This is a genomic window from Ruegeria sp. O4 (assembly GCF_056535125.1).
Map to the genome: position 1 here is coordinate 84,755 of NZ_JBQERO010000003.1, position 25,386 is coordinate 110,140.

Genomic DNA, 25,386 nt, shown 5'->3' on the forward strand with positions numbered 1-25,386 from the left:
GCGAGCAGCACGGGAAGGTAACCTGTGGCAAAAGACCGATCACAGCGCGATGAGTACACGACCCCCCTGCGACGTTTGTTGCTGGGGATTGTTGTGCTGTGCCTGCTTGGTATCTTCCTTCTGTGGCGCATCGACAGCCCGCGCGTTGAACGGTTCCGCGCGCGGATCGTGGATACGGTTGTACCGTCGATGGAATGGGCCATGGTCCCCGTGACTGCCGCCGTCAATCTGGTGCGTGACTTCCAAAGCTATCAGCGCCTGAGCGAGCAGAACCGGGAACTGCGTAGCGAACTGCGCCTGATGCGCGCCTGGAAAGAGGCTGCTTTGCAGCTTGAACAGGAAAACGCGCGACTGCTGGATTTGAACAATGTCCGCCTTGACCCGCGTCTGACTTATATCACCGGCGTTGTCATGGCCGACAGCGGGTCGCCATTCCGGCAATCCGTTCTGCTGAATGTCGGAGAGCGTGACGGGATCGTGGATGGATGGGCCACGATGGACGGCATTGGCCTGGTCGGCAGGATATCAGGTGTTGGCCCTGACACGGCACGCGTGATCCTTGTGACGGATGCCACCAGCGCGATTCCCGCAACCATTCAACCTTCTGGCCAGACCGCGCTGATCAAAGGCGACAACAACCCCGCGCCCGCGGTGGAGTTTCTTGAAAACCGCGAGCTGGTTCGCCCCGGGGACCGTGTGATCACTTCGGGTGATGGTGGCGTGTTTCCTGCGGGCCTGTTGATCGGTCAAATCGCGGCAGATCCCGGGGGGCGCCTGCGGGTCCGCCTGTCGGCAGATTTCGAAAGGCTCGAATTTCTCAGGGTTCTGCGGTTTCACTCGGCTCCGCCCATTCAGGATCCGGGCAGTATCGTAGGCCCCACCCGCCCAGAGGCGGCGCTGACCCCGGATGAGGTCAGCGATGGATAGACCGGCCTCGCAAATCTGGGCCATGCGCAGCCTTTATGCCTTGCTGGCTTTTGCTGTGCTGTTTCTGCATCTGTTGCCGTTGGACGCTCAACCCGATCGCTGGCCTTTTCCCGACGTCCTGATTGCCCTGACTTTTGCCTGGGTGTTGCGACGGCCCGATTACGTCCCGACTGTATTGGTTGCGCTTGTCATGCTGATGGCCGACTTTCTACTGCAACGTCCACCGGGCCTTTTGGCAGCGCTGACCGTAGTCGGGTCGGCCTATTTGCGGTCAGCGGCGTTGGGTATGAGGGATGCGGGATTTGCCGGAGAATGGATGTCTGTCGGCATTGTGATCACGGCGGTCATTTTGATGAACAGGGTCGTACTATCGGTGATGTCCGTGCAACAGGCCGCATTGGGGCCGGTCGTGATTCAGCTTGTGCTGACGGTCGCTGTCTACCCGTTGGTCGTGATGCTTAGCCAAAGCGCGTTGGGGGTTCGCCGCATATCCGCTGCTGATGTCAGCGCTGTGGGAAGCCGGGCATGAAACAGCGTAAACCCAAGTCCCAGGGCCTTGCCTATAAGCGCCTGCCACGCAGAGCGCTGTTGCTGGGTGGCCTACAGGCGGTGTTCATAGGCGGTTTGGCCGCACGAATGCGGTTCATGCAGGTCGAACAGGCCGACGAATACCGCCTGTTGGCCGAAGAAAATCGTATCAACATCCGGCTTATCCCGCCGACCCGTGGGCGTATCTATGACCGGAACGGCCAGATCATCGGCCAGAACTCACCTTCCTATCGCATCGTCATCGTTCGTGAAGACGCCGATGACGTGGAAAAAGTCATCGCCAAACTGTCGGAACTGATCCCTCTGAACGAAGATGAGATCGAGCGCGCCAGGACTGAAATGCGCCGCTCGGCCCCGTTTCTGCCGGTGACGCTGGCGGATCAGGTTACGTGGGAGGATATCTCGAAGGTTGCGGTCAATGCTCCGGCGCTGCCGGGCGTAACGCCCGAGGTCGGCCTGACACGGCAATACCCACGATACGAGGATTTCGCACATATCGTGGGCTATGTCGGCCCGGTCAGCGACTATGACCTCAGCAAGATAGAAGACCCTGAGCCGGTATTGCGCATTCCAAGGTTCCAGATTGGAAAGGTTGGCCTTGAGGCCAAGCAGGAAATCGAACTGCGCGGCAAGGCCGGTGCAAAGCGGGTCGAGGTCAACGCGACGGGCCGCGTCATGCGCGAGCTTGACCGGCAGGAAGGACAACCCGGCGCAGACCTGCAACTGTCCATCGACGCTGATCTGCAACAATATGCACAGGCGCGACTGGCGGGTGAAAGTGCGGCCGCAGTTGTCATAGACTGCGAAACCGGTGACTTGCGTGCGGTCGCCTCTGCACCCAGTTTCGATCCGAACCTTTTTGTTCGTGGCATTTCGGTCGCAGATTACCGGGCACTGACAGAGGACAAGTACCGACCGCTGGCGAATAAATCCGTGCAAGGCACATATCCTCCGGGATCGACCTTTAAGATGGTCACCGCGCTGGCCGCGTTGGAAGCTGGCGTAGTTTCCCCCGGCAATACCGTGTACTGCCCCGGACACCTGAAGGTCGGCAGCCGTCGTTTCCATTGCTGGAAGCGTGGCGGGCACGGGACGGTCGACCTAAACCTTTCGCTGAAACGCAGCTGCGATGTCTATTACTATGACGTGGCTCTGCGGGTTGGCATCGACAAGATCTCTGACATGGCCCGCACATTGGGACTGGGGGTCAAGCATGACATCCCGATGTCGGCGGTGGCAGATGGGCTGGCTCCCAATCAGGAATGGAAGCGGCGCACGCACGGTCAGGAGTGGCTTGTGGGCGATACGGCCAACGCGTCCATCGGTCAGGGCTTCATGCTGGCTTCGCCGTTGCAACTGGCTGTAATGGCAGCCCGCATCGCCACCGGTCGCGCAGTCACGCCGCGCCTGGTACGCTCGATCGACGGTGTTGAACAACCCTCGGGCGCCGGAGAACCACTGGGCCTTAATTCTTACAATCTGGAACAGGTCCGCAAGGCCATGTTCTCGGTCTCGAATGACAGGCGGGGAACGGCATATCGAAGCCGCATCATCGCGGATGAGTTCCGGATGGCGGGGAAAACCGGAACCAGCCAGGTTCGAAACATCACCAAAGCAGAACGGGCCGCAGGCGTGATCCGAAACGAGGACTTGCCGTGGGAGCGTCGCGACCACGCGCTGTTCGTTTGCTTTGCACCGTATGACAACCCAAAATACGCCGTGGCCGTGGTTGTTGAGCATGGCGGCGGCGGGTCCACAGCCGCAGCCCCGGTTGCACGCGACATCATGCTGCAAGCTCTTTATGACGGCACACCGCCGCTTGAAGCCTACCCCGTCGCCGACCGCGAACGCATCAAGGAACAGCAAAAACGGCTGGAGGGTGACAAGCGCCCCAAGGCGCGACCGGATGGAAAGGACCGTGCATGAGCTATCTTGAATATGCCGTCAAATCCACGCCGTCGGGGTTTCGCAAGTTCCTGTATATGAACTGGCCGCTGACGTTGCTGCTGATCAGCACCGCCAGCGCGGGCTTTCTGATGCTGTATTCTGTTGCGGGCGGTTCGTGGACGCCCTGGGCCGAGCCGCAAATGGAACGTTTCGGGCTTGGCCTGACAGTGATGTTCATCATCGCACTGGTTCCGATCTGGTTCTGGCGCAACATGTCGGTGCTGGCCTATCTCGGCTCGGTGGCTTTGCTGGTATTTGTTGAACTGTTCGGCACCATCGGCATGGGTGCGCAGCGCTGGATCGACCTTGGGTTTATGCGCCTGCAACCCTCAGAGGTCATGAAAGTCACGCTGGTCATGTTGCTTGCAGCTTATTACGACTGGCTTCCCTCGCACAAAACGTCTCGTCCGCTTTGGGTTCTTATCCCGGTTGTCCTGATCATCCTGCCTACCTTGCTGGTTCTGAAACAGCCCGATCTTGGCACATCCATCCTGCTTCTGGCCGCAGGAGGTGGGTTGATGTTTCTGGCAGGGGTTCACTGGGCCTATTTTGCCGCCGTTATTGCTGCTGTCGTGGGCCTGATCGCCGCTGTGTTCAACAGCCGTGGGACCGACTGGCAATTATTGAAGGACTATCAGTTTCGGCGCATCGACACCTTTCTGGACCCGTCCACCGACCCATTGGGGGCCGGATACCACATTACCCAGTCCAAGATTGCCTTGGGGTCCGGGGGATGGAACGGGCGTGGTTTCATGCAAGGCACGCAGTCCCGCCTGAACTTCCTGCCCGAGAAGCATACCGATTTCATTTTCACGACGTTGGCCGAAGAGTTCGGGTTTGTCGGGGGAACGACCCTGTTGACCCTTTATGCCTTGATTCTGGTTTTCTGCATGGTCACGGCCCTGGCAACCAAGGACCGGTTTTCATCTCTGGTCACGCTGGGTATCGCGTTGAACTTCTTCCTGTTTTTCGCCGTCAACATGTCGATGGTAATGGGTATGGCCCCTGTCGTGGGTGTACCACTGCCAATGGTCAGCTATGGTGGCTCGGCCATGCTGGTTCTGATGGCAGCCTTTGGCATCGTCCAAAGCGCCCATATTCACCGCCCCCGTTGATCTGAAAGGGCTCTGATGTCTGTGAACGTCCTGTTTTCCGCGCGGCCTGCCCTTTGGCCGGTGTATCAGCCGCTGCTGACACAATATCTTGATGAGGCGGGTCTGGACGTCCAGCTAGGAACCGAGTTCGAACCGGATCAGGTCGATTACGTTGTTTACGCCCCAAACGGAGGGGTACAGGATTTCAGACCTTTCACGCGCCTGAAAGCGGTGCTGAGCCTTTGGGCCGGTGTCGAAAAAATCGTGGGTAACGAAACACTGACCGTTCCGTTGGCGCGGATGGTGGATCACGGTCTGACGCAAGGCATGATCGAGTGGGTGGTTGGCCACGTGTTGCGCTACCATCTGGGGATGGACCGGCAAATCACGGTACAGGACGGTGTCTGGACCCCAGATATCCCGCCGCTGGCGCAAGAGCGCAACGTTTGTATTCTGGGGCTTGGAGCATTGGGCGAAGCCGTGGCCCGCGCGCTGACCGCGCTTGAGTTTCGGGTCTTAGGCTGGAGCCGTACAGCCAAGGACATCCCCGGTGTAACCTGCCTGCATGGTGCCGAAGGGCTGCGCCAGGCGCTTTCTCATGCCGAAATCGTAGTCTTGTTGCTGCCCGATACACCTGCCACTGAAAACGCGCTGAATGCGGAAACGATGGCCCTGCTTCCCAAAGGTGCGCGGATCATCAACCCGGGACGCGGGCCGCTGATTGATGATGATGCGCTATTGGATGCCCTGAACTCGGGCCAGGTGGGCCACGCAACGCTGGATGTGTTCCGTGTCGAGCCCTTGCCCGCCGATCACCCCTATTGGGCGCATCCGAATGTCACCGTGACCCCGCATATCGCGTCCGAGACCCGCCCGGTCACTGCCGCACAGGTCATTTGCGAAAACATCCGGCGCGGGGAATCCGGCGAGCCCTTTGTGCACCTGGTCGACCGCACGCTGGGCTACTGACGTCACGCCGCAATCAGACCGCGGCCTTTCAACAGGGCATCCACGCCCGGCAATCGTCCCCGGAACGCCAGATACAGATCCTCTGCCTCGCGCGAACCGCCGGTGGACAAGATATTGTCTTCCAGCGCTTTGGCCCGTTCAGGATCAAAGGCACCACCTGCTTCTTCGAAGGCGGCAAAGGCGTCAGCATCCATCACCTCGGACCACATATAGCTGTAGTAGCCCGAGCTATAGCCATCGCCTGCAAATACATGCGCAAAGTGGGGCGTGGCATGGCGCATTCCAATGGCTTGCGGCATCCCCAACCCGGCAAGAACCTCGGCCTGTTTTGCCATCGGGTCTGCCGGGGCGTCGCCATCGTGGAAGGCCAGATCAACAAGGGCCGAGGCGACATATTCAACCGTCTGGAACCCCTGGTCGAAATTGGCGGCATTCAGCACTTTTTCAAGCATCTCCTGCGGCATCGGTTCGCCCGTTTCGGCATGGGTGGCAAACTCGGCCAAAACTTCGGGCACTTCCAACCAGTGTTCATAAAGCTGGCTGGGCAGTTCGACAAAATCGCGCGCAACCGAAGTCCCCGAGATGCTTTCATAGGTCACGTTGGACAGCATCTGGTGCAAGGCGTGGCCAAACTCGTGGAACAGGGTGCGTGCATCGTCATAAGACAGCAGCGCCGGATCACCCTTGGCGAAGTTGCAGACATTGATGACAATCGGTGCCTGTTCTTTCGGGAATCTGGCCTGTGCCCGCATCGCGCTGCACCAGGCACCTGATCGCTTTGACCCCCGTGCAAAGTAGTCACCGATGAACACGGCGACATGCCGACCGTTGCGCGTAACCTCCCACGCGCGGCAATCAGGGTGATAAAGCGGCACGTTCAAAGGCTTGAATTCCAGCCCGAACAGGCGGTTTGCACAAGCAAACGATGCCTCGATCATCCGGTCCAGTTGCAGGTAGGGTTTCAGTTCCGCCTCATCCAGATCATGTTCCGCCTTGCGCCGCTTTTCAGCGTAATAGCGCCAGTCCCATGCTTCCAGCGGGCCGTTGACACCGTCTTCCTGCATCATCCGGGTCAGGAATTCCGCGTCCGCATCGGCACGGGCCTTGGCAGGTTCCCACACCTGCATCAACAACTCACGTACCCGGTCCGGAGTACGAGCCATTTCAGTTTCCAGCTTGTAATCGGCGAAGTTGTCATAGCCCAACAGCTTGGCGCGTTCCTCACGCAAACCCAGAATCTCAGCCGCGATGTCGCGATTGTCGGTCTCGCCACCATTCGCCCCGCGGGCAGCCCAGGCGCGATAGGCTTTTTCGCGCAGATCCCTACGGGGTGAAAACTGAAGAAACGGCACGATCAGCGACCGGGAGAGGGTAACAACCGGCCCCAAGGCGCCCTTTTCCGCACCAGCAGCCCGTGCCGCATTCACAACGAAATCCGGCAGGCCCTGCAGATCTTGTTCGGTCAGATCCATGAACCAATCCCGCTCATCCGCCAGCAGGTTCTGGGTAAAGGACGTCCCCAACGAGGCGAGGCGCGACTTGATTTCTTGCATACGAGCGTCTTCGTCCCCGTCCAACGCCGCGCCTGCACGAACAAAACCCCGATGGGTCAGCATCAGAACGCGTGCCTGCTCCTCGGTCAGGTTCAGGTTTTCGCGCCGCGCCCAAAGGTTTGCAACGCGTTCAAACAGCGCCTTGTTCGAAGAAATTCCCGAGAAATGCGCCGACAGCTTGGGGGAAAACGTGCGCTGCAACTCTTCCCGCTTGGGGTTGCTGTCTGCGCCTGCAACAGTGAAGAAGACCGACAGAACCTTGTCCAGCTGCTCGCCCGCAGCCTCAAGGGCTTCGACCGTGTTAGCGAAAGTAGGGGCCTCTGCATTTGCTGCAATCGCGTCGATCTGCGCGTTATGCGCAGTCATCGCCTGATCCAAAGCCGGTGCAAAATCTTCGTCCGAAATATCGGCGAAAGGGGCTATTTCGAATGGGGTGGTCCAGTTGGACAGGATCGGGTTGGTCATGCGGATCTCCTTTGACCCAATAGCTAGTTCGCCATGGCCGGGTGTTCCAGAACCCCCAGCCCACGTTAAGAAAGGTTAATTGCTTGCGGCACCGCAAATGGGGCAATCGGCACGGCGGGTCAGCGTGATCTTGCGGCTTTCACCGTATAGGGCGTCGTAGATCAGCATCTCGCCCCGCAGCGCCATGCCAGCGCCCGTGATCACCTTTATCGCCTCAACCGCCATCATCGATCCAACAACACCCGGCAACGGGCCAATCACACCTGCCTCGGAACAGGACGGGGCCAGACCGGGGGCTGGGGCTTCGGGAAAGATACACTGGTAGCACGGGCTGCCATTGACTGGGTCAAACACGCTGAGCTGCCCTTCCCACTGCGACAAGGCCCCCGAAATCAGTGGCTTGCCCAGCGCGGCGGCAGTCCGGTTGGCCAGATAGCGGGTCTCAAAATTGTCCGTACCGTCAAGGATCAGATCGAAGTCGGCAAAAAGATCTGCCGCGATTTCATCGCTCAATCTGCGATGAAAGGGCAGAACCACCACATTCGGGTTCTGCGCCTCCATCGCTTGCTGGGCGGAAAAGACCTTGGGCATATCGATATCAGCATCGCGGTGGATCACCTGCCGCTGCAGGTTCGCATTCTCGACTATATCGTCGTCAATGACCCCGATTGTACCCACACCTGCGGCCGCCAGATATTGCAGCGCCGGGGCGCCCAAACCTCCTGCACCGATCACCAGAACACGGGCTTGTTTCAACTTTTTCTGACCCGGCCCGCCCAATTCGCGCAGCACAATGTGACGGGCGTACCGGTTCAGTTCGGTTTCGGTGAAACGGTCAGAGGGCATGGCGGCTTCCGGTTTGGAGGCCTGCACCGCTCGGTTGCGCAGGGCCTTCAGCACACGGCCATACAGCAAAACGATGGCCGCGAAACCTGCAAGGATCAGCCACAGCGCCGCAGACCCACCGGTTGCTTCGCGCAGGGGGTGCCCATCCGGCAAGATCAGATGAGACAGGACCACCCCGACCAACAACACACTCACCGACAGCACGCGCGCCGATTTAGACGTGCCGGCGATATAGCCAACGCCCCATAGCCCCGCTGCCAGAACAAGAACCAGCAGCATCAGCCGCGCCCGGTCGAGCCGAAACCGCCAGCCCCGCGATCTGTTTCACCCAATGCCTCAGCCAATTCGAATGCCGCCTGCACGACAGGGGCAACTACCAGCTGCGCGATACGATCACCATGGGCAATCTCGAACCGTTCCTGACCGGCATTCATCACGATCACCCCCAGAGGTCCGCGATAGTCACTGTCAATAGTGCCCGGCGTATTGGGCAGCGTGATCCCGTGTTTCAGTGCAAGGCCCGAGCGGGGCCGAACCTGAACCTCGTATCCCTGCGGGATTTCAATGCGCAGACCGGTCGGTACTAGCGCCCGCTGTCCGGGCTCCAACATGATCGAAACCCCCTCGGGCAAGTTGGCACGCACGTCCGCGCCCGCCGCACCCGCAGTTTCGTAGGACGGAAGCGCCACGGCGGGGTCTGCCCCGTCTTCGCGGATCACTCGAATTGCAACCATGGTTTTGCCTTTCCTTCAGCCCGCCAACGCGTCTGCGATCCTGCTTGCCAACCGCCGCGCAACCTCAGCCTTGCCCATACGCGGCCATTCCTCGGCTCCGCTGTCCGAGATCAGGATAACCGCATTCTCGGACCCGCCCATGATCCCGGTGGAAGGGCTGACATCGTTGGCGACAATCCAGTCACAGCCTTTGCGCAGTCGCTTGGCGGTGGCGTGTTCAATCACGTCATCGGTCTCGGCCGCAAAGCCGACAACCAAAGGTGGGCGCCCATTTTCCATCCGCGAGACGCGTTTGAGAATGTCGGGGTTCTCGGCAAATTCCAGAACCGGCAGACCGTCGCGGCTTTTCTTCAGTTTCTTGTCCGACGCACTGGCCACGCGCCAATCTGCCACCGCAGCCGCAAACACGCCCGCGTCGACGGGAAGCGCCGCATCAACCGCGTCCGACATCTGTTGCGCGGTCTCGACCGGCACGACCTGCACACCCGCCGGAGGCGGTACGTCTGCGGGGCCTGTGACAAAGATCACCTCGGCCCCCAAATCCGCAAGCGCCTGTGCCACGGCCGAACCCTGCGCCCCGGAAGAGCGGTTCGCGATATACCGGACCGGATCAATCGGCTCATGCGTCGGGCCCGAAGTTACCAGCACGCGCTTTCCTACCAAGGGTCCTGCCGCAAGCTGCGCCTCAACCGCCGCGACGATTTCCAGCGGTTCCGACATGCGTCCCGGCCCATATTCACCGCAGGCCATATCACCTTCGTTTGGGCCAACAAAGCGTACGCCATCCGCTTGAAGCTGCATCAGGTTGCGTTGTGTCGCCGGGTGTTCCCACATGCGTACATTCATCGCGGGCGCACACAGAACAGGCGTGTCCGTTGCCATCAGAAGGGTCGATGCCAGGTCATTTGCCAACCCCCCGGCCATCTTGCCCATCAGGTCTGCTGTTGCGGGGGCCACAACGATCAGATCGGCAGAGCGTGACAGCTGGATATGGCCCATCTCGGCCTCGGCGGTCAGATCGAACAGATCGCCATAGACCTTTTCTGAGGCAAGGGCAGACACGGACAGAGGTGTTACAAATTCTTCTGCCGCACGCGTCAGCACAGGCGTCACAGCTGCGCCGCGTTCACGCAGCCTGCGGATCAGGTCCAGCGACTTGTAGGCCGCGATGCCGCCGCCGACGATCAGCAGAATGCGTTTGGATGACAGCATGTTCAGCCCTTCCTGTCCCGGTCGGCCCCGACATTAGGCAAGGCCATCAGGTTGTTCCAGCGATTAATTCTGAACCTGAAACGCCGCACAGGGATCTTCACGCTCAACTGTGGGGCTATCGATTACGATATCAAAGTCACCGTCGATGATGTTGTCCTCGGACTGTCCGACCGAGACCACCTTCCACCCGGGTTGAAGGCGTTCAAGAAATGTCGGGATACCTCGGTCTTTGCGCGCATGTCCGTTCCCAGTGATCACGGCAACCGGTCCGCCGGTTTCTTCCATCGCGCGCATCACCGCACGGGCCAGAACCGCATCGCGCAAACGCTGGATCGCGACCATCTGGGGTAACATTTCCGGCGGGAGAGCATCGCAATGCGCGGCCATTTGATCCGCCTCGCGCGCCGCCTGCTCCTCGGGCGTCAGCGGTACAGTCAAACCATAGCGCGCCGCGTCTGCACCCAGCGCCGTGGCGGCCCCGCGTTCCATCGCGCCCCGCGCGGCAGCACGCGGCACCATGGCCCCGTAAACCGGCGCGCCTGAAGCCTTGAACACCGGATAATACAGCCTGAGCGGTGGCCAACCACTTTCTGCCCATTGCAGAATACGGCTCAACTCTTCCGGGTTGGAGACGGCTTTTTGCGCCAGCCGTTGCGCGCCTTCTTCGGTGACCATCTCCCAGACAACGGCCGAGGGTGAGATTTCCTTTATCGCTTCGGCTTGAATGAGGTGGTGGCGGGGATTGTCGTGAACCTCTCCCAGAATCACCACATCGGCGTCCCGCATCGCGAGAGCCACATCATCGGAAATAAGACCTTCCGCCAGTCCGGGTCGCGCCGCTGTAACCGTAAGGCCCAGAACACACGCAAGAATCGCAAGCTGTTTCATGCGATGAAGTGTTGCACCTCGTTCGACTGGGCTTCAAGGTTCTTGCGCATTTTTGCGAACGCTGCGGCCTCAAGCTGTCGCACGCGTTCCTTCGACAGTCCCAACTCGACGCCGAGACTTTCCAGTGTCCGCGCAGGCTCGCGCAGTTTGCGTTCGCGCACAATGAACCGCTCGCGGTCATTCAGTGCGTTCATCGCGATCAGCAACCACTGGCGCAACTGTTCGGTGTCGTGGGTGTGTTCAACTGCTTCGGCGGCCTGTTCGCGTTCATCTTCCAGCGCATCGATCCATTCGCGCCCATCTTCGTCGGCGGATTGCACCGCGTTCAGTGAAAAATCCGACCCTGACAGCCGACCTTCCATCAGTTCAACGTCGCGCAAAGGAACCCCGATTTCCGTGGCGATCATCTGATGCAGCTGGTGGCGGTCCAGTTCAAGCCCTTCGGTCGCGGCCTCGCGTTCCAGTCGGGCCTGAACCCGACGCATGTTGAAAAACAGCGATTTCTGCGCCGAGGTGGACCCCGTTCGCACCATGGACCAGTTCCGCATCACATAGTCCTGAATGCTCGCCTTGATCCACCACACCGCATAAGTCGAAAACCGCACCCCACGATCAGGGTCGAACTTGTCTGCGGCCTTCATCAAACCCAGACCGGCCTCCTGGATAAGGTCATTCATCGGCGCGCCATAGCGTTTGAACTTGGCCGCCATCGAAATTGCCAGCCGCATATACGCTGTGATCAGGCGGTGCAGCGCCTGTTCATCACGCTGGTCACGCCAGGCATAGGCCAGCCTCAGTTCCGTTTCCGCATCCAGCAACTCGGCCTTCATCGCTTGCCGGGACATCGAAAAATCTGTCGCGTTGTCCAGTGCCATAAACCTCTCCCCTGATTTGCAGGCGTTGGCCGGGCTTGCCATGCCGACCTATGACCGATACGCAAAACAGCACCAATTGGATCATCTTTAGGTAAGTACTGTGGCGTCAGATTTAACCTTAATTCTGGGCGGAGCTGCTTCGGGCAAGTCGGCATTTGCCGAGAACCTCGTTGTTTCCACAGGGAAAAATCGAGTTTACCTAGCGACATCACAAGTGTTTGATGACGAGATGCGGCAGAAGGTTGATCGCCATCTGGTACAGCGGGGCGGCGGTTGGACCACGATTGAAGAGCCCCTTGATCTGAGGCCGGTGCTGTCCAGCCTATCCTCGGATCAGGTGTGTCTGGTAGATTGCGCCACTCTATGGGTCAGCAATCATTTGCTGGCCGAAACCGATCTGGGGGCAGTCCAAACTGACCTGCTAAAGGCCCTGCGCGCATGTACAGCGCAGGTAGTGATCGTGTCGAACGAGGTCGGGCACGGTATTGTTCCCGATAACCCGCTTGCCCGTCGCTTTCGCGAAGCGCAGGGTCGGCTGAACATCGCACTTGCGGCACAGGCTGATCTGGTGGTGCAAGTGACCGCCGGGTTGCCGTTGGTCCTGAAAGGGCAGCTGCCGTGACGCGACTGCATCTTGTTCGCCATGGGCCTACGCATGCAAAGACGATGGTTGGCTGGTCCGATCTGCCTGCTGATCTAAGCGATACATCAGCGCTGAAGCGCCTGCACGATCATTTGCCACCCGATGCACTTGTGATTTCGTCCGACCTGTCGCGTGCAATTGACACTGCTTCGGCCATTCAGGGCCAGCGTCACCGTCTGCCACATCATCCAGACCTGCGGGAAATCCATTTCGGTCGGTGGGAGCTTCGCGGGTTTGCCGATATTGAAGCCGAAGACCCCGAGCTGGCTTTTGCCTATTGGGACAACCCCGGTGATGTCCGCCCACCGCAAGGTGAAAGCTGGAATGAGGTTCGCGACCGGGTCGATTCCGCGATCGACGCGCTTATGTCCGCGCATACGGGCCGCGATCTGGTGATCGTCGCGCATTTCGGCGTGATCCTGACACAAGTGCAGCGCGCCCTTGGTCTGGACGGGCAGCAGACCTTTGCGCATCGGATCGACAACCTTTCGGTGACGGATATCGCTGTCAACGGTGAGGCGTGGACTGTCGGGTCGATCAATCACCTTCCGTGAACAGGTCCAACACAAATCACTGATTTACCGGTCCGCAAAGCTGAGGCATCGTCCGCGCATGACTTATGACCTTTATATCGGCGATCGCCTCTTCTCCAGCTGGTCAATGCGCGGCTGGTTGATGCTTGAGAAATTCAACCTGCCCTATCGCAGCCACATGATCGGCCTCTATTCCGGTACCATGGCGCAAGACATGGAACCGCTGGCCCCTGCTCGCCTTGTTCCCGCCTTGCGCCTGCCGGATGGAACGGTTGTGGGGGAAAGCCTGGCGATGGCCGAAACCCTGGCCGAACGCCACCCCGATGCCGGGTTGTGGCCTTCGGATGCCGCTGCCCGGGCAACCGCCCGCTGGCTATGCGCCGAAATGGTAGCCGGATTCAGCGCCCTGCGTGGAGAATGCGCCATGCAGCTGCGCAACGTGTGGCAAGGCTTTACGCCGTCTGAGGCGACTTTGTCAGACCTGGAGAGGATTGAAACACTCTGGGCACATGCGAGGAGCGTGTCAGGGGCAGACCAAGGCCCGTTATTTGGTGCCTATTCACTGGCAGACGTCTTCTACACACCCGTTGCTGCGCGGATTATAGGATATGGGCTGCCGGTGTCAGAGGCGAACCGGGCTTATTGCATGGAACTGCTCTCTGATCCCATCGTCAGACAGTGGCGCGCCATGGGATTGACCGTAGAGTATGACACCTTCCCATACGCGCAGGACTTGCCGTCCGGCCCTTGGCCAGTCGGGGGTGTTTCTGCTGCGAAGCCGGTTTCAGGTGGTCCGTCAATCAACGCCGCCTGCCCGTATTCCGGCAAGCCTGTCACCGATTTCCTGGAGCTTGACGGGCAATGCTGGGGGTTCTGCAACCCATTCTGCCGGAACAAAACTGTGGCCGACCCCGAAGCATGGCCCAAATTCGCGGCCATGCGCGCAGCCGTTAACGACTCTTAAACCAGAACCGTGGCAGCAACGTCCTGTTAACCAAAACAGGACTGCCATGGTCGCCCGCGCCCACACCGTTGCTTTTCAAGGGGTCGATGCCCGCCCGGTCGAGGTGCAATGCGCGGTCTCACCCGGACTGCCAGCCTTTTCCATCGTGGGCCTGCCCGACAAAGCCGTGTCCGAGGCGCGTGACCGCGTCCGCAGCGCGCTGAACGCGATGGCCATCGCGCTGCCGTCCAAGCGGATCACCATCAACCTGTCCCCTGCTGACCTTCCCAAAGAAGGCAGCCATTTCGACCTACCCATTGCGGTGGCGCTTTTGTCGGCGCTCGACATCATCCCTGCCGATGCCGCAGAAAGCACCGTTGCATTGGGAGAGTTGTCGCTCGACGGTTCTCTGGTTCCGGTTGTCGGTGCCTTGCCTGCCGCCATGACGGCAGCTTCAGAAGACCGCGCCTTGCTTTGTCCGCGCGCCTCCAGCGCCGAGGCGGCCTGGGTAGATGCCACTCAAGTGATCGGCGCCGGATCACTTGGAGAGGTCGTGCGGCATTTCTCGGGCCAATCCCCGTTGCCAGCAGCACAACCCGGCGAAGTGAACCTGACACCGTCCAACCGCGACCTGCGCGATGTGAAAGGGCAGGAGCGCGCCAAACGCGCCCTGGAAATCGCCGCCGCCGGACGTCACCACTTGATCATGATCGGCACGCCGGGATCGGGCAAATCCATGCTGGCGGCGCGGCTTCCCGGAATTTTACCGCCGCTTACTGCCGTGGAAGCCCTGGAGACGTCGATGATCCAATCGCTATGTGGGTTACTGGATGAAGGCGGAATAAACCGCACTCGCCCGTTCCGCGAACCGCACCACACGGCCTCGATGGCGGCCATAGTTGGTGGCGGGAAAGGGGCCAAACCGGGCGAAATCTCATTGGCCCATAATGGTGTGCTGTTCATGGATGAATTCCCCGAATTTCCACGCACCGTTCTGGAAACCCTGCGGCAACCCATTGAAACCGGCGAAGTCATGGTGGCGCGCGCGAACGCCCATGTGAAATACCCCTGTCGTTTCATGCTGGTCGCCGCCGCCAACCCTTGCAAATGTGGCTATCTGACCGATCCGTCCCGTGCCTGTTCGCGGGCACCGGGATGTGGCGAAGATTACCTGACCCGAATCTCGGGCCCGTTGATGGACAGGTTCGACCTGCGGATCGAAGTTCCGCCCGTGGGCTTTACCGACCTTGATCTGCCCCCTTCGGGCGACAGTTCGGCGACGGTTGCAGCACGTGTCGAAAGGGCGCGTGCCATTCAGGCAGACCGGTTTTGTGACACGCCGGAGTTACGACAAAACGCTGATGCAGAAGGCAAAATACTGGAAGAGATCGCCACGCCCGATGCCGAAGGAAAAGAGCTGCTGTTGAAAGCCGCAGATCGTTTCGGCCTGTCAGCCCGGGCCTTCCATAGAATCCTGAGGGTGGCGCGCACCATCGCCGATCTGGACGGCGCGACCGATATCCGCCGCCAACACGTGGCCGAGGCACTTAGTTTTCGGATCTCTGCCCGGGTTATGGCCTAAAGCTTGGCCTCGATGGCCTGCCAGATCTTTTCAGCAATATTTACGCCGTCAAACCGTTCCAACTCCTGAATGCCGGTCGGTGAAGTCACGTTAATCTCGGTCAGATAGTCGCCAATAACGTCAATTCCGACAAAGACCTGACCCTTTTCCTTCAGCAAAGGCCCAATCGCCGCACAGATCTCAAGATCGCGTTCGGACAAGCCGATCTTTTCCGGACGTCCGCCAACATGCATGTTCGACCGCGTTTCGCCTTTGGCGGGTACCCGGTTGATTGCGCCGACCGCTTCGCCATCCACCAGAATCACCCGTTTGTCGCCATTGCTGACATCCGGCAGGAATTTCTGCACGATCAAAGGTTCGCGCGAGAATCCGGTGAACAGCTCATGCAAGGAAGTCAGGTTGCGGTCATTGGCGTCAAGCCGGAACACACCCGCGCCGCCATTCCCGTAAAGCGGCTTGAGGATGATATCGCCGTGCTTTTCCTTGAACGCCTTGATCGTCTGCAAATCACGCGCAATCGTTGTTGGCGGGGTCAGGTCGGGGAAATCCAGCACCAACAGCTTTTCCGGGTAGTTGCGCACCCAGAACGGATCGTTGACGACCAGCGTCTGACCCTTGAGACGATCCAGCAAATGCGTGGACGTGATGTAGTGCATATCAAAAGGCGGATCCTGGCGCAGCCAGACGACATCGAAATCGGCAAGATCCACCTCACGTTCGGGACCCAGAACCGCAGGATCTCCGGCAACCCTTTGCACAGTCATGTCGTGACCTCGCGCGGTGATACGACCCTGCTGATAGGCCAAATGATCCGGACCATAGAAAAACAAAGAATGCCCGCGCGCCTGTGCCTCTTCTGCCAGACGGAATGAACTGTCGGCGTTGATATCCACGGCCCCGATCGGGTCCATTTGAAAGGCGATTTTCATGGCATGTCCCTCAGTTTCCCGCCAGATACATGGACCAGCACGCCTGTGGGTTCAATGGGGCTTAGCCAAAACCAAAGGCGTTTTCGATGATTTGAACCGCGCCAGAACCATCCACAAGCGCCGCGTCAAAGCGCACGTTTGTCAGCTGCCCGTCCGGCTCGTTTTCCAAGAACTGCGCGGCGGAGGCATAAATTCGTTCGATCTGCTTGCGGCTGATCCGGGCAGCGGCTTTTTCAAAGCTGGTGCTTTTCTTAACTTCGATAAACACAAGCCCGTCGCCGTCGCGCGCAATCAGGTCGATCTCTCCGCCAGCGCCCCGCCAGCGACGATGCGCTATGGCAAAGCCCCGACGTTCGTAATCTGCAGCGACCTGTGACTCTGCGGCCTGTCCGGCGTGGTAAGAGATCGAACCCTGTCGTTCGCGCCGCCCCATGTTATCCCTTGCCCAATTTCAGAGCTTTCTGGTAAATCGGTCGGCGCGGCAGGTCGTACATTTCCGAGACAAGATCCGCTGCATCCCGAACCGAGTGATTTTCCAAAGCTCGTTTCAAAGCTTCTTCTAGATCGGATTCGTTAACACTTTGCGAATGACTGCGGTCCACCAGCAGGACGATCTCGCCTTTGACCGTCTTGCCCCGATACTCCTCTGCCAGTTCGGACAGGCTGCCGCGGCGGACCTCCTCAAACTTTTTCGTCAGCTCTCGACAAAGCGCGGCCTGCCGTTCAGGCCCCAGGCATTCAGCCAAGTCTGACAGACAGGCGGCAACGCGTTTCGGAGATTCGTAGAATACCAATGTGCCGGGGATGTCCTTCAACGCCTCGATACGGGTGCGGCGTGCTTTGGATGCGTTGGGAAGGAAGCCTGCAAAAAAGAAGGCGTCCGTGGGAAGCCCCGCCAACGTCAGGGCCGTTACAACGGCAGACGCGCCCGGGGCGCAGGTCACGGTATACCCGGCTTCGGCGGCCTGCTTGCCCAAATCATAGCCCGGATCGGCAATTAGCGGCATTCCTGCTTCGGACGCGTAGGCCACCGATTGCCCTTGCGCCAGCGCCTCCATGATCTTGCCGCGTGCGCCTGCGCCGCTGTGGTCGTGATAGGCTTGGATTCGTCGGCCTTCCAGCGGAATGCCATGTATTTCCATCAAGCGACGTAAACTGCGGGTGTCTTCTGCCGCAATCACATCGGCTGAGGCCAAAACATCCAAGGCCCTGAGCGTAATGTCGCGTGCTGTTCCAATCGGAGTGGCAACAAAATACAGGCCCGCAGCCAACTTGATCTTTTGGAAATTCAAAGCTGGACCCTCACAGCGTGACGTTTATTATCGCGGCTCAACAGAACAGAAGCATTCGCAGCCGCCGGATCAGGGAGTTTTCATTTAGATGTTTACCGTTTGCAAGCCCGTAAGCAAGCTGGCGAAAGTCGCCGCTACCCTGACGACCGCAGCGTTTCTTGCTGCCTGTGAACCGAGTGGTCTTGGCGGAGGTCCCTCGATCAATACCGCAAAGCCGGTTCCTGTCGCCTTGCTGGTTCCCAGAGGATCTGCGCAATCTGGTGATGCAGCGCTGGCGCAAAGCCTTGAGAATGCTGCGCGACTTGCGATGTCGGATTTGCCAAATGTCCAGATCGACTTACGCGTTTATGACACGGCCGGAAACCCGAACACGGCGACAGCCGTTGCACAGCAGGCTGTTGCGGACGGGGCAAAAATCATCATTGGTCCGGTATATGCCCAGGCAGCGAATGCTGCCGGATTGGCGGTGCTGAGCAAGAACGTCAACGTTCTTTCGTTTTCAAACAACGCCAGCATTGCAGGCGGCAACGTCTTTGTATTGGGCCCGACCTTTGACAACACGGCCAACCGGCTGGTGAATTATGCGGGCAGTCAGGGCAAGGTCAACACGGTGGTCGTGCACAGCAACGACGCCGCAGGACAGTTGGGCCGGTCCGCAATCGCCAATGCCATAGCGAACAGCCGGGTCAACAATGCAGGGACTGTCGCATACGACCGGTCGCAACAGGGCGTCATCAATGCGGTTCCCACGATCAAGGCCACTGTCGATTCGACGGGCGCGGATTCGATCTTCCTGACGGCGACCACGGCAGGGGCATTGCCGCTGTTCTCGCAATTGCTGCCAGAGGCCGGTGTTTCTCCGGCAACCACGCAATTCATTGGCCTGACACGTTGGGATATCCCGCCGCAAACTCTGGAGCTTCCTGGGGTTCAGGGGGGGTGGTTTGCGTTGCCTGACCCGTCCAAGGCACAAGCCTACCGTCAGCGTTACAACGCAACCTACGGCGAAGCGCCGCACCCGATCAGCGGCTTGGCCTATGACGGCATCGCTGCAATTGGTGCCTTGGTCAGCCAGGGCAAATCTGACGCCCTGACCGCTTCGGCCCTGACACAGAACGCCGGTTTCCAGGGTGTTGGCGGCATCTTCCGCCTACGCCCGGACGGCACCAACGAACGCGGTCTGGCCGTTGCCACGATCCAGAACAAACAGGTGGTTGTGATTGACCCTGCCCCACAAAGCTTCTCTGGTGCCGGTTTCTGATCTGACGGGCGCGATCAACGTGCCCGAAAGCGCGTTGATCTGCCCCGCCGGAGACATCTTCGACAGCACTGCCGTCAATGATGCACTGGCTCAGGCCTTTGAGGTCTGCCCGGACAACACCAAAATGCGGTCCGAGACGGTGCGCATTCTGCGCGAGGCTCAAAAGTCTGGCCGCGCGGCCATTGCAGAGGCATTTGGCGAACGTCCTTTCGACGCGCGCGCACTCACGCGCTCATATACGTACCTGACGGATCAACTGGTTGGGACGGCGATGCTGGTCTCAAGCACACGCCTGCATCCGCTTGCAACACCCACCCAAGGTGAAAAGATCGCCGTTCTGGCTGTTGGCGGTTACGGGCGTGGGGAAATGGCGCCGTTTTCAGATGTCGACCTGCTGTTCCTCACCCCCTACAAGATCACCGCATGGGCCGAGAGCGTCATCGAGTCGATGCTTTATATCCTGTGGGATTTGCGGCTTAAGGTCGGGCATTCGTCACGCACGATCAAAGATTGTCTGCGGTTGGGTGCCGAGGATTTCACGATCCGCACAGCGATGTTGGAGCAACGCTATCTGGCCGGTGACAAGGCACTGGCGGACGGGTTGGACCGAAGGCTGAAAGACGAACTGTTCAAGGGAACCGAACGCGAGTTCATCGAAGCCAAGTTGCACGAACGTGACGAACGCCACCACAAACAAGGCGAGCGTTACATGGTCGAACCCAACGTGAAGGAAGGCAAAGGCGGCCTGCGTGACCTGCAATCCCTCTACTGGATCGCGAAATATATCTATGGCGTTCAGGACGTGGCCGAACTGGTGCCTTTAGGCTTGTTCACCCCCGAAGAGTTCAAGACCTTCGTTCAGGCCGAAGAGTTCCTTTGGGCTGTACGCTCGCACCTGCATCTAGTCACCGGTCGCGCGACCGAGCAGCTTACCTTTGACATGCAGGTCGAGGTCGCCGCACGCATGGGGTACGAGGACCGCGCCGGGCGTCGCGCGGTCGAAGTGTTCATGCAGCGGTATTTCCGCGAAGCCACACGCGTAGGTGAGTTGACGCGCATCTTCCTGACCAAACTCGAAGCGCTGCACATGAAAGGTGCGCCCCTGCTGGAACGCATTTTCCGCAGGCGTCGACGGGTCAAGGCAGGGTACAAGGTGGTTCACGGTCGTCTGGATCTGGTGGAACCTGAGAAATTTCTCTCCGACAAAATGAACCTGCTGCGCCTGTTCGAAGAAGGTTTGCGGACAGGTATGCTGATCCATCCTGATGCCATGCGGCTGGTGAGCGCGAACCTGCATCTGATCGATGACGAAATGCGCGGCGACAAGGAAGCTCAGCGCATTTTCCTGGATCTGATGTTGAAACACGGCAACCCGGAACGCGCATTGCGACGGATGAACGAGTTGGGCGTGCTGTCCGCTTTCCTGCCCGAGTTCGAGCACATCGTGGCAATGATGCAGTTCAATATGTATCACAGCTATACGGTGGACGAGCATACGATCCAGTGCATCGTCAATCTTGCCCAGATCGAACGCGGAGAGCTGGTCGAATCTCTGCCTCTGGCCTCTTCGATTCTGAAAGGCGGGGTCAATCGCAAGGTGCTGTATGTCGCGCTTCTTTTGCACGACATTGCGAAAGGTCGCCCCGAAGACCACTCGATTCTCGGGGCGCAGATCGCGCGCAAGGTGGCGCCTCGGCTCGGCCTGAACAAATCGGATTCCGAAACCGTTGAATGGCTGGTGCGCTATCACTTGCTTATGTCCGATATGGCCCAAAAACGCGATATCTCCGACCCTCGGACAGTGCGCGATTTTGCCAAGGCCGTTCAGACAACCAAACGGCTGGATCTGCTGACGGTTCTGACGGTTTGTGACATTCGCGGTGTTGGCCCGACCACCTGGAACAACTGGAAGGCCACCTTGCTGCGCGCCCTGCATGCTGAAACAAAGCGTGCACTGGAAACCGGTATGGAAGACCTGAACCGGGCAAACCGGGGGGCCGAAGCCAAAACAGCGCTGCGCCGTGCTTTGGACAACTGGTCCAAAGCTGACCTCAAGGTCGAGACCGGGCGCCACTACGCCCCTTATTGGCAGGGCCTGAATCTTGCGACGCATATCGAGTTTGCCGAGATGCTGCACGCGCTGGAACAAAGCGGCGATCCCGGCGCGATGGAAATTCGCCTGCAACCTGATGAAGACCGGGATGCGACGCGGGCCTGTTTTGCGATGGGCGATCACCCCGGTATTTTTGCCCGCATCGCCGGGGCACTGGCCCTGGTCGGCGCGAATGTCGTCGATGCCCGCAGCTATACCACCAAAGACGGTTACGTGACGGACGCATTCTGGATTCAGGATGCCGAAGGGCACCCGTTCGAGGCATCACGCCTTCCACGCCTGACGCAGATGATTCACAAGACCCTACGCGGTGAAGTCGTCGCCAAGGAAGCGCTGAAGTCGCGTGACAAAATCAAAAAACGCGAACGCGCTTTCAACGTACCAACGCATATCACATTCGATAATGAGGGTTCTGAAATCTACACGATCATCGAGGTGGACACACGCGACCGCCCCGGCCTGCTGTTTGATCTGACCCGGACCCTGGCCGCGGCGAACGTGTATATCGCCAATGCCGTGATCGCGACCTATGGCGAACAGGTGGTCGATACGTTCTACGTCAAGGACATGTTTGGCTTGAAATATTATTCGGAAAGCAAGCAGCGCGGGCTTGAGGCCAAGTTGCGCACGGCAATCACCGAAGGCGCCGAGCGTGCGGCCTCATGAAGCAAATACGCTTGTTCTCGGGCCTGTTCACGGTCGGCTTCTGGACGCTCGCCAGCCGAATTCTGGGGTTTCTACGGGAAATACTGCTGACGGCCTATATCGGACCGGGCCCAGTGATGGATGCTTTTGTTGCAGCCTTTCGCCTGCCCAACATGTTCCGCCGCTTTTTCGCCGAGGGGGCATTTAACGCGGCCTTTGTGCCGATGTTTTCCAAACGACTGGAAGCAGACGAAAACCCTCAGGGTTTTGCGCAGGACGCATTCAATCTTCTGGCCGTGGCTGTTCTTGCGCTGGTCGGGCTGGCCATGGTTTTCATGCCCGGTCTGGTGTGGCTGACCGCCGAAGGGTTTTACGGCGATGAACGGTTCGATCTGGCGGTGGACTATGGATATGTTGTGTTTCCATACATCCTGTTCATGTCTCTGGCTGCCTTGTTTTCAGGCGTTCTGAACGCAACCGGACGGTTCGCGGCGGCGGCAGCCGCACCTGTTTTGCTGAATATTTTCGCCTGCACCGCCCTAATCGCCGGTGCCATGTCCGGCGGCGAGGTGATCCGGTGGCTGATCCCGGTCATTCCGGTCGCCGGTGTCGCGCAACTGGCGCTGGTCTGGATCGCAACCGAACGCGCCGACATCCACATCCGCCCCTGCATGCCGCGCCTGACGCCCGAAATGCGACGGATGGTACGTATCGCGGTCCCGGCCGCGCTGGCGATGGGGGTCACACAGGTCAATCTGGTTGTCGGGCAATTGGTTGCATCGAAAACCGAAAATGCCGTCAGCTGGCTTTTTGCCGCAGACAGGCTCTACCAGTTGCCTTTGGGTGTTGTAGGCATTGCTGTCGGCATAGTCTTGTTGCCGGACCTGTCCCGCCGTTTGCGTGCGGAGGACAAAGAGGGCGCACGCAATGCCTTTTCCCGGGCCGGTGAGTTCACACTGCTGCTAACGCTGCCTTCGACTGTGGCCTTCGTGGTTATGCCATACCCTCTCGTATCGGTGCTGTTCGAACGTGGTCAGTTCGGCCCCGAGGATACGGCCGCCACGGCCCTTGCGGTTGCCATCTACGGGGTCGGGCTTCCGGCCTTCATGTTGCAAAAATTGCTGCAACCGCTGTTCTTTGCGCGCGAGGATACACGTTCCCCGTTTCACTACGCGGTTGTTGCGATGATCGTGAACGCAGCTCTGGCGTTTGGTCTGTTTCCACTGGTGGGCTGGATCGCGCCAGCAATTGCCGCATCGACTGCGGGGTGGGCGATGGTGGTGCTACTGGCTTTCGGCGCACGACGTATGGGTGAAGAGGCGCGCTTTGATGTCCGGTTCAAAAAGCGCGCAGGCCGGATTGTCGCCGCTTCGCTTGGGATGGGCGCGATCTTATACGCAGCGCTCTACCTGTTCGGGTGGGCATTGGATGTTCCCGGCTGGCGCTATCTGGCACTGCTGGTCCTGATCATGGTCGCTGCCGTCTCATATTTCCTTTTGGGCCATATCTTCGGCGCTTTCAAACTGTCGGAGTTCAAACACGCCCTGCGCCGGTCCTGATCAATCCCGGCGAATGCGTCCTACGATCCGGGACCAAGCGCCCGGTGCAACAAGAAAAGACAAGCCAAAACCGGTGGCAAACCCACCCAGATCAGCAACCCATTCCCAGTTGCCACCAAAGATCAGGCCGAAAAGAAATTGTATGCCCATAAGGACGGCAATCAATTGAAATGCCCGTGCTTGGTTTGCACCTACAAGTGACAGTTTGCGCCACAACAACCACGTAAATGCGCCGATCAGACCGTACACAGGCGGGAACCCTCCGATCAGCGGATAGCGCGGGTCCAGTAACACGGCGTAGGCCAATGCGCCGCCAATGCCCGACACGACAAAAATCAGCAGCATTGGGAAACCGCCGAACACTTCGCCAACCATTTTGCCCATCGCCAGCACGAAAACACAGACGAAAATCGCCTGGGTGAAATTGGCGGATACAAAGGGGTAGGTCACGAAGCGGATGACATGTTCGAATGGCCAGCGCCCGTTCAGAACCATCCAGTCGAAAATATCCGCCGAGAACGCGTAATGCTGGATCGCATCCAGCCGCCAGCCCACCGCTGTTGGCCCTCCGACCAGCCCGCGTGATCCCAGCGTGAAGGCAATTTCTATCCCGATGATGAACAGAACCAACGCCACCACAGCAGGTGGCAGAGGGTTCACAGGCGGTGTGTAATGCTCACTGCTCATTGGGCTGGCCTTTCGCGGCTGTTGACGTCCCTTTGCCTCATGGGTAAGCGACGGGGGCTGATTTTTCCAGACAGGAGTTCCCTTTGATGACTGAGTCCCAATTCACGCCACGCGTGTTTTCCGGTGCGCAGCCTTCGGGCAATTTGCATCTCGGCAACTATCTCGGGGCGCTTCGGAACTGGGTGAGAATGCAGAGCGAGGAATTTGAGACTATCTATTGCATGGTCGATCTGCACGCGATCACCGTCTGGCAAGACCCAACCGAGTTGCAGCATGCAACGCGGGAGCTTTGTGCCGGTTACATCGCTTCCGGTCTAAACCCGGAAAAATCAATCTTGTTCAACCAAAGTCAGGTGCCGGAACACGCGCAACTGGCCTGGATATTCAACTGTGTCGCGCGCATGGGTTGGATGCAGCGCATGACCCAGTGGAAGGACAAGGCGGGCAAAAACCAGCAGAACGCTTCGCTTGGCCTGTTTGCCTACCCTGCTCTGATGGCAGCCGATATTCTGATCTATCACGCAACCCATGTGCCAGTTGGAGAAGACCAGAAACAGCATCTGGAGTTGACCCGCGACATCGCCATAAAATTCAACAACGATTTTGGCGTCGATTTCTTTCCCATCACCGAGCCGGTGATCGAAGGGTCAGCCACAAGGGTCATGAGCTTGCGGGATGGGTCCAAGAAGATGTCAAAGTCCGACCCCTCGGACATGAGCCGGATCAACCTGACCGATGATGCCGATGCGATCGCCAAGAAAATCCGCAAGGCCAAGACCGACCCTGACGCTTTGCCGTCGGATGTCGAAGGTCTGGAGGGCCGCCCGGAAGCGCGCAATCTGGTCAATATTTACGCAGCACTCAGCGACCAGAGCATCGACCAGGTTCTGGCCGAAATTGGGGGCAAGCAGTTCGGTGATTTCAAACCGATGTTGGCTGATCTGGCAGTCGCCAAGCTGGCCCCAATCTCGACTGAGATGTCGCGTCTTATGGGGGAACAGGCCGAGATTGACCGGATTCTGGCTCACGGAGCCGAGCGCGCGCGTCAGATCGCCGCTCCGATCCTGCAAAAGACCTATGAAATCGTCGGTATGGTCGGATCAGCATCACGCTGAATGCACTGGACCTTCGCCTGACGCC

The 25,386-nt window shown here is 59.1% G+C and carries 23 protein-coding genes; 13 read left to right on the forward strand and 10 right to left on the reverse strand.

Annotated elements, in window-relative coordinates:
* The first annotated feature begins 24 nt into the window (after positions 1 to 24).
* Genes mreC through ACR0J7_RS06225 form a run of 5 tightly spaced genes read left to right on the forward strand, consistent with a single transcriptional unit; the run spans position 25 to position 5,486 of the window.
* On the forward strand, positions 25 to 927 hold the full coding sequence (gene mreC, locus ACR0J7_RS06205; RefSeq protein ID WP_209506411.1) for a rod shape-determining protein MreC: 903 nt from the start codon (positions 25 to 27) through the stop codon (positions 925 to 927).
* Positions 920 to 1,456 (forward strand): rod shape-determining protein MreD, encoded by a 537-nt coding sequence (locus ACR0J7_RS06210; protein WP_480832246.1) that lies wholly within the window; start codon positions 920 to 922, stop codon positions 1,454 to 1,456. The genes mreC and ACR0J7_RS06210 overlap by 8 nt, the downstream gene beginning before the upstream one ends.
* Entirely contained in the window at positions 1,453 to 3,402 is a 1,950-nt protein-coding gene (mrdA, locus tag ACR0J7_RS06215; RefSeq protein ID WP_480486706.1) for a penicillin-binding protein 2, read from the forward strand. The genes ACR0J7_RS06210 and mrdA overlap by 4 nt, the downstream gene beginning before the upstream one ends.
* Positions 3,399 to 4,538, forward strand: coding sequence for a rod shape-determining protein RodA (gene rodA, locus ACR0J7_RS06220; RefSeq protein WP_209506418.1), 1,140 nt, complete (start codon positions 3,399 to 3,401; stop codon positions 4,536 to 4,538). Before mrdA ends, rodA begins: the two co-directional genes overlap by 4 nt.
* A 15-nt stretch (positions 4,539 to 4,553) precedes the next feature.
* Entirely contained in the window at positions 4,554 to 5,486 is a 933-nt protein-coding gene (locus tag ACR0J7_RS06225) for a 2-hydroxyacid dehydrogenase (protein ID WP_480913599.1), read from the forward strand.
* A gap of 2 nt (positions 5,487 to 5,488) precedes the next feature.
* Here ACR0J7_RS06225 and ACR0J7_RS06230 read toward each other — a convergent pair whose 3' ends face one another.
* The 6 genes from ACR0J7_RS06230 to ACR0J7_RS06255 form a co-directional block, all read right to left on the reverse strand.
* Positions 5,489 to 7,504, reverse strand: a complete 2,016-nt coding sequence (locus tag ACR0J7_RS06230; protein WP_480899284.1) for a M3 family metallopeptidase — start codon at positions 7,502 to 7,504, stop codon at positions 5,489 to 5,491.
* A gap of 75 nt (positions 7,505 to 7,579) precedes the next feature.
* Positions 7,580 to 8,629, reverse strand: coding sequence for a HesA/MoeB/ThiF family protein (locus tag ACR0J7_RS06235; protein ID WP_480869960.1), 1,050 nt, complete (start codon positions 8,627 to 8,629; stop codon positions 7,580 to 7,582).
* The gene (gene dut / locus ACR0J7_RS06240) at positions 8,629 to 9,084 is read right to left on the reverse strand and encodes a dUTP diphosphatase (protein ID WP_480869958.1); all 456 of its coding nucleotides are present in this window, start codon (positions 9,082 to 9,084) and stop codon (positions 8,629 to 8,631) included. The genes ACR0J7_RS06235 and dut overlap by 1 nt, the downstream gene beginning before the upstream one ends.
* A 15-nt stretch (positions 9,085 to 9,099) precedes the next feature.
* The gene (gene coaBC / locus ACR0J7_RS06245) at positions 9,100 to 10,296 is read right to left on the reverse strand and encodes a bifunctional phosphopantothenoylcysteine decarboxylase/phosphopantothenate--cysteine ligase CoaBC (protein ID WP_480910202.1); all 1,197 of its coding nucleotides are present in this window, start codon (positions 10,294 to 10,296) and stop codon (positions 9,100 to 9,102) included.
* Between the two features lie 63 nt (positions 10,297 to 10,359).
* Positions 10,360 to 11,184, reverse strand: coding sequence for a ChaN family lipoprotein (locus ACR0J7_RS06250; RefSeq protein WP_480913602.1), 825 nt, complete (start codon positions 11,182 to 11,184; stop codon positions 10,360 to 10,362).
* Entirely contained in the window at positions 11,181 to 12,059 is an 879-nt protein-coding gene (locus ACR0J7_RS06255) for an RNA polymerase factor sigma-32 (protein WP_267365420.1), read from the reverse strand. Before ACR0J7_RS06255 ends, ACR0J7_RS06250 begins: the two co-directional genes overlap by 4 nt.
* A 100-nt stretch (positions 12,060 to 12,159) precedes the next feature.
* On the opposite strand from ACR0J7_RS06255, the gene cobU reads away from it, so the two are divergent.
* From cobU to ACR0J7_RS06275, 4 genes are read left to right on the forward strand one after another with little or no spacing between them, the layout of a single operon-like run.
* Complete coding sequence (cobU, locus tag ACR0J7_RS06260) at positions 12,160 to 12,681, forward strand: bifunctional adenosylcobinamide kinase/adenosylcobinamide-phosphate guanylyltransferase (protein WP_480913604.1); 522 nt, start codon at positions 12,160 to 12,162, stop codon at positions 12,679 to 12,681.
* Positions 12,678 to 13,256: a histidine phosphatase family protein gene (locus ACR0J7_RS06265; RefSeq protein WP_480913605.1), complete on the forward strand. Its 579-nt coding sequence runs from the start codon at positions 12,678 to 12,680 to the stop codon at positions 13,254 to 13,256. The genes cobU and ACR0J7_RS06265 overlap by 4 nt, the downstream gene beginning before the upstream one ends.
* A gap of 58 nt (positions 13,257 to 13,314) precedes the next feature.
* Positions 13,315 to 14,199: a glutathione S-transferase gene (locus tag ACR0J7_RS06270; RefSeq protein WP_480913607.1), complete on the forward strand. Its 885-nt coding sequence runs from the start codon at positions 13,315 to 13,317 to the stop codon at positions 14,197 to 14,199.
* Positions 14,200 to 14,245: 46 nt separating this feature from the next.
* A complete protein-coding gene (locus ACR0J7_RS06275) occupies positions 14,246 to 15,760 on the forward strand; it encodes a YifB family Mg chelatase-like AAA ATPase (protein ID WP_480913609.1) in 1,515 nt (504 codons plus the stop codon).
* Here the strand turns inward: ACR0J7_RS06275 and gshB are convergent.
* The 3 genes from gshB to rsmI all read right to left on the reverse strand — a co-directional run bounded on the left by gshB (position 15,757) and on the right by rsmI (position 17,981).
* Positions 15,757 to 16,689: a glutathione synthase gene (gshB, locus tag ACR0J7_RS06280; protein WP_480832263.1), complete on the reverse strand. Its 933-nt coding sequence runs from the start codon at positions 16,687 to 16,689 to the stop codon at positions 15,757 to 15,759. The genes ACR0J7_RS06275 and gshB overlap by 4 nt on opposite strands.
* A gap of 61 nt (positions 16,690 to 16,750) precedes the next feature.
* Positions 16,751 to 17,122 carry a YraN family protein gene (locus tag ACR0J7_RS06285; RefSeq protein ID WP_480483210.1) on the reverse strand — a complete coding sequence of 124 codons (372 nt, stop codon included), beginning with the start codon at positions 17,120 to 17,122 and terminating at the stop codon, positions 16,751 to 16,753.
* A 1-nt stretch (position 17,123) separates the two neighbouring features.
* Positions 17,124 to 17,981 carry a 16S rRNA (cytidine(1402)-2'-O)-methyltransferase gene (gene rsmI / locus ACR0J7_RS06290; RefSeq protein WP_480913611.1) on the reverse strand — a complete coding sequence of 286 codons (858 nt, stop codon included), beginning with the start codon at positions 17,979 to 17,981 and terminating at the stop codon, positions 17,124 to 17,126.
* 88 nt (positions 17,982 to 18,069) lie between these two features.
* On the opposite strand from rsmI, the gene ACR0J7_RS06295 reads away from it, so the two are divergent.
* From ACR0J7_RS06295 to murJ, 3 genes are read left to right on the forward strand one after another with little or no spacing between them, the layout of a single operon-like run.
* Positions 18,070 to 19,242: a penicillin-binding protein activator gene (locus ACR0J7_RS06295; RefSeq protein WP_480913613.1), complete on the forward strand. Its 1,173-nt coding sequence runs from the start codon at positions 18,070 to 18,072 to the stop codon at positions 19,240 to 19,242.
* Positions 19,202 to 22,021, forward strand: coding sequence for a [protein-PII] uridylyltransferase (locus ACR0J7_RS06300; RefSeq protein ID WP_267365490.1), 2,820 nt, complete (start codon positions 19,202 to 19,204; stop codon positions 22,019 to 22,021). The genes ACR0J7_RS06295 and ACR0J7_RS06300 overlap by 41 nt, the downstream gene beginning before the upstream one ends.
* Positions 22,018 to 23,559, forward strand: a complete 1,542-nt coding sequence (murJ, locus tag ACR0J7_RS06305; protein WP_480899269.1) for a murein biosynthesis integral membrane protein MurJ — start codon at positions 22,018 to 22,020, stop codon at positions 23,557 to 23,559. The genes ACR0J7_RS06300 and murJ overlap by 4 nt, the downstream gene beginning before the upstream one ends.
* On the opposite strand, the gene ACR0J7_RS06310 is transcribed toward murJ, so the two are convergent.
* Complete coding sequence (locus ACR0J7_RS06310; RefSeq protein ID WP_480773313.1) at positions 23,560 to 24,246, reverse strand: rhomboid family intramembrane serine protease; 687 nt, start codon at positions 24,244 to 24,246, stop codon at positions 23,560 to 23,562.
* Between the two features lie 86 nt (positions 24,247 to 24,332).
* On the opposite strand from ACR0J7_RS06310, the gene trpS reads away from it, so the two are divergent.
* Positions 24,333 to 25,361: a tryptophan--tRNA ligase gene (gene trpS / locus ACR0J7_RS06315; protein WP_480773314.1), complete on the forward strand. Its 1,029-nt coding sequence runs from the start codon at positions 24,333 to 24,335 to the stop codon at positions 25,359 to 25,361.
* Positions 25,362 to 25,386: the final 25 nt, after the last annotated feature.

Excerpts from the sequence above, each read along its gene's own strand:
- ACR0J7_RS06210 (WP_480832246.1), top strand. The coding sequence starts at position 920 with ATGGATAGACCGGCCTCGCAAATCTGGGCCATGCGCAGCCTTTATGCC.
- mrdA (WP_480486706.1), top strand. The coding sequence starts at position 1,453 with ATGAAACAGCGTAAACCCAAGTCCCAGGGCCTTGCCTATAAGCGCCTG.
- rodA (WP_209506418.1), top strand. The coding sequence starts at position 3,399 with ATGAGCTATCTTGAATATGCCGTCAAATCCACGCCGTCGGGGTTTCGC.
- ACR0J7_RS06225 (WP_480913599.1), top strand. The coding sequence starts at position 4,554 with ATGTCTGTGAACGTCCTGTTTTCCGCGCGGCCTGCCCTTTGGCCGGTG.
- ACR0J7_RS06230 (WP_480899284.1), bottom strand. The coding sequence starts at position 7,504 with ATGACCAACCCGATCCTGTCCAACTGGACCACCCCATTCGAAATAGCC.
- ACR0J7_RS06235 (WP_480869960.1), bottom strand. The coding sequence starts at position 8,629 with ATGCTGCTGGTTCTTGTTCTGGCAGCGGGGCTATGGGGCGTTGGCTAT.
- dut (WP_480869958.1), bottom strand. The coding sequence starts at position 9,084 with ATGGTTGCAATTCGAGTGATCCGCGAAGACGGGGCAGACCCCGCCGTG.
- coaBC (WP_480910202.1), bottom strand. The coding sequence starts at position 10,296 with ATGCTGTCATCCAAACGCATTCTGCTGATCGTCGGCGGCGGCATCGCG.
- ACR0J7_RS06250 (WP_480913602.1), bottom strand. The coding sequence starts at position 11,184 with ATGAAACAGCTTGCGATTCTTGCGTGTGTTCTGGGCCTTACGGTTACA.
- ACR0J7_RS06255 (WP_267365420.1), bottom strand. The coding sequence starts at position 12,059 with ATGGCACTGGACAACGCGACAGATTTTTCGATGTCCCGGCAAGCGATG.
- ACR0J7_RS06270 (WP_480913607.1), top strand. The coding sequence starts at position 13,315 with ATGACTTATGACCTTTATATCGGCGATCGCCTCTTCTCCAGCTGGTCA.
- ACR0J7_RS06275 (WP_480913609.1), top strand. The coding sequence starts at position 14,246 with ATGGTCGCCCGCGCCCACACCGTTGCTTTTCAAGGGGTCGATGCCCGC.
- gshB (WP_480832263.1), bottom strand. The coding sequence starts at position 16,689 with ATGAAAATCGCCTTTCAAATGGACCCGATCGGGGCCGTGGATATCAAC.
- ACR0J7_RS06285 (WP_480483210.1), bottom strand. The coding sequence starts at position 17,122 with ATGGGGCGGCGCGAACGACAGGGTTCGATCTCTTACCACGCCGGACAG.
- ACR0J7_RS06295 (WP_480913613.1), top strand. The coding sequence starts at position 18,070 with ATGTTTACCGTTTGCAAGCCCGTAAGCAAGCTGGCGAAAGTCGCCGCT.
- murJ (WP_480899269.1), top strand. The coding sequence starts at position 22,018 with ATGAAGCAAATACGCTTGTTCTCGGGCCTGTTCACGGTCGGCTTCTGG.
- ACR0J7_RS06310 (WP_480773313.1), bottom strand. The coding sequence starts at position 24,246 with ATGAGCAGTGAGCATTACACACCGCCTGTGAACCCTCTGCCACCTGCT.
- trpS (WP_480773314.1), top strand. The coding sequence starts at position 24,333 with ATGACTGAGTCCCAATTCACGCCACGCGTGTTTTCCGGTGCGCAGCCT.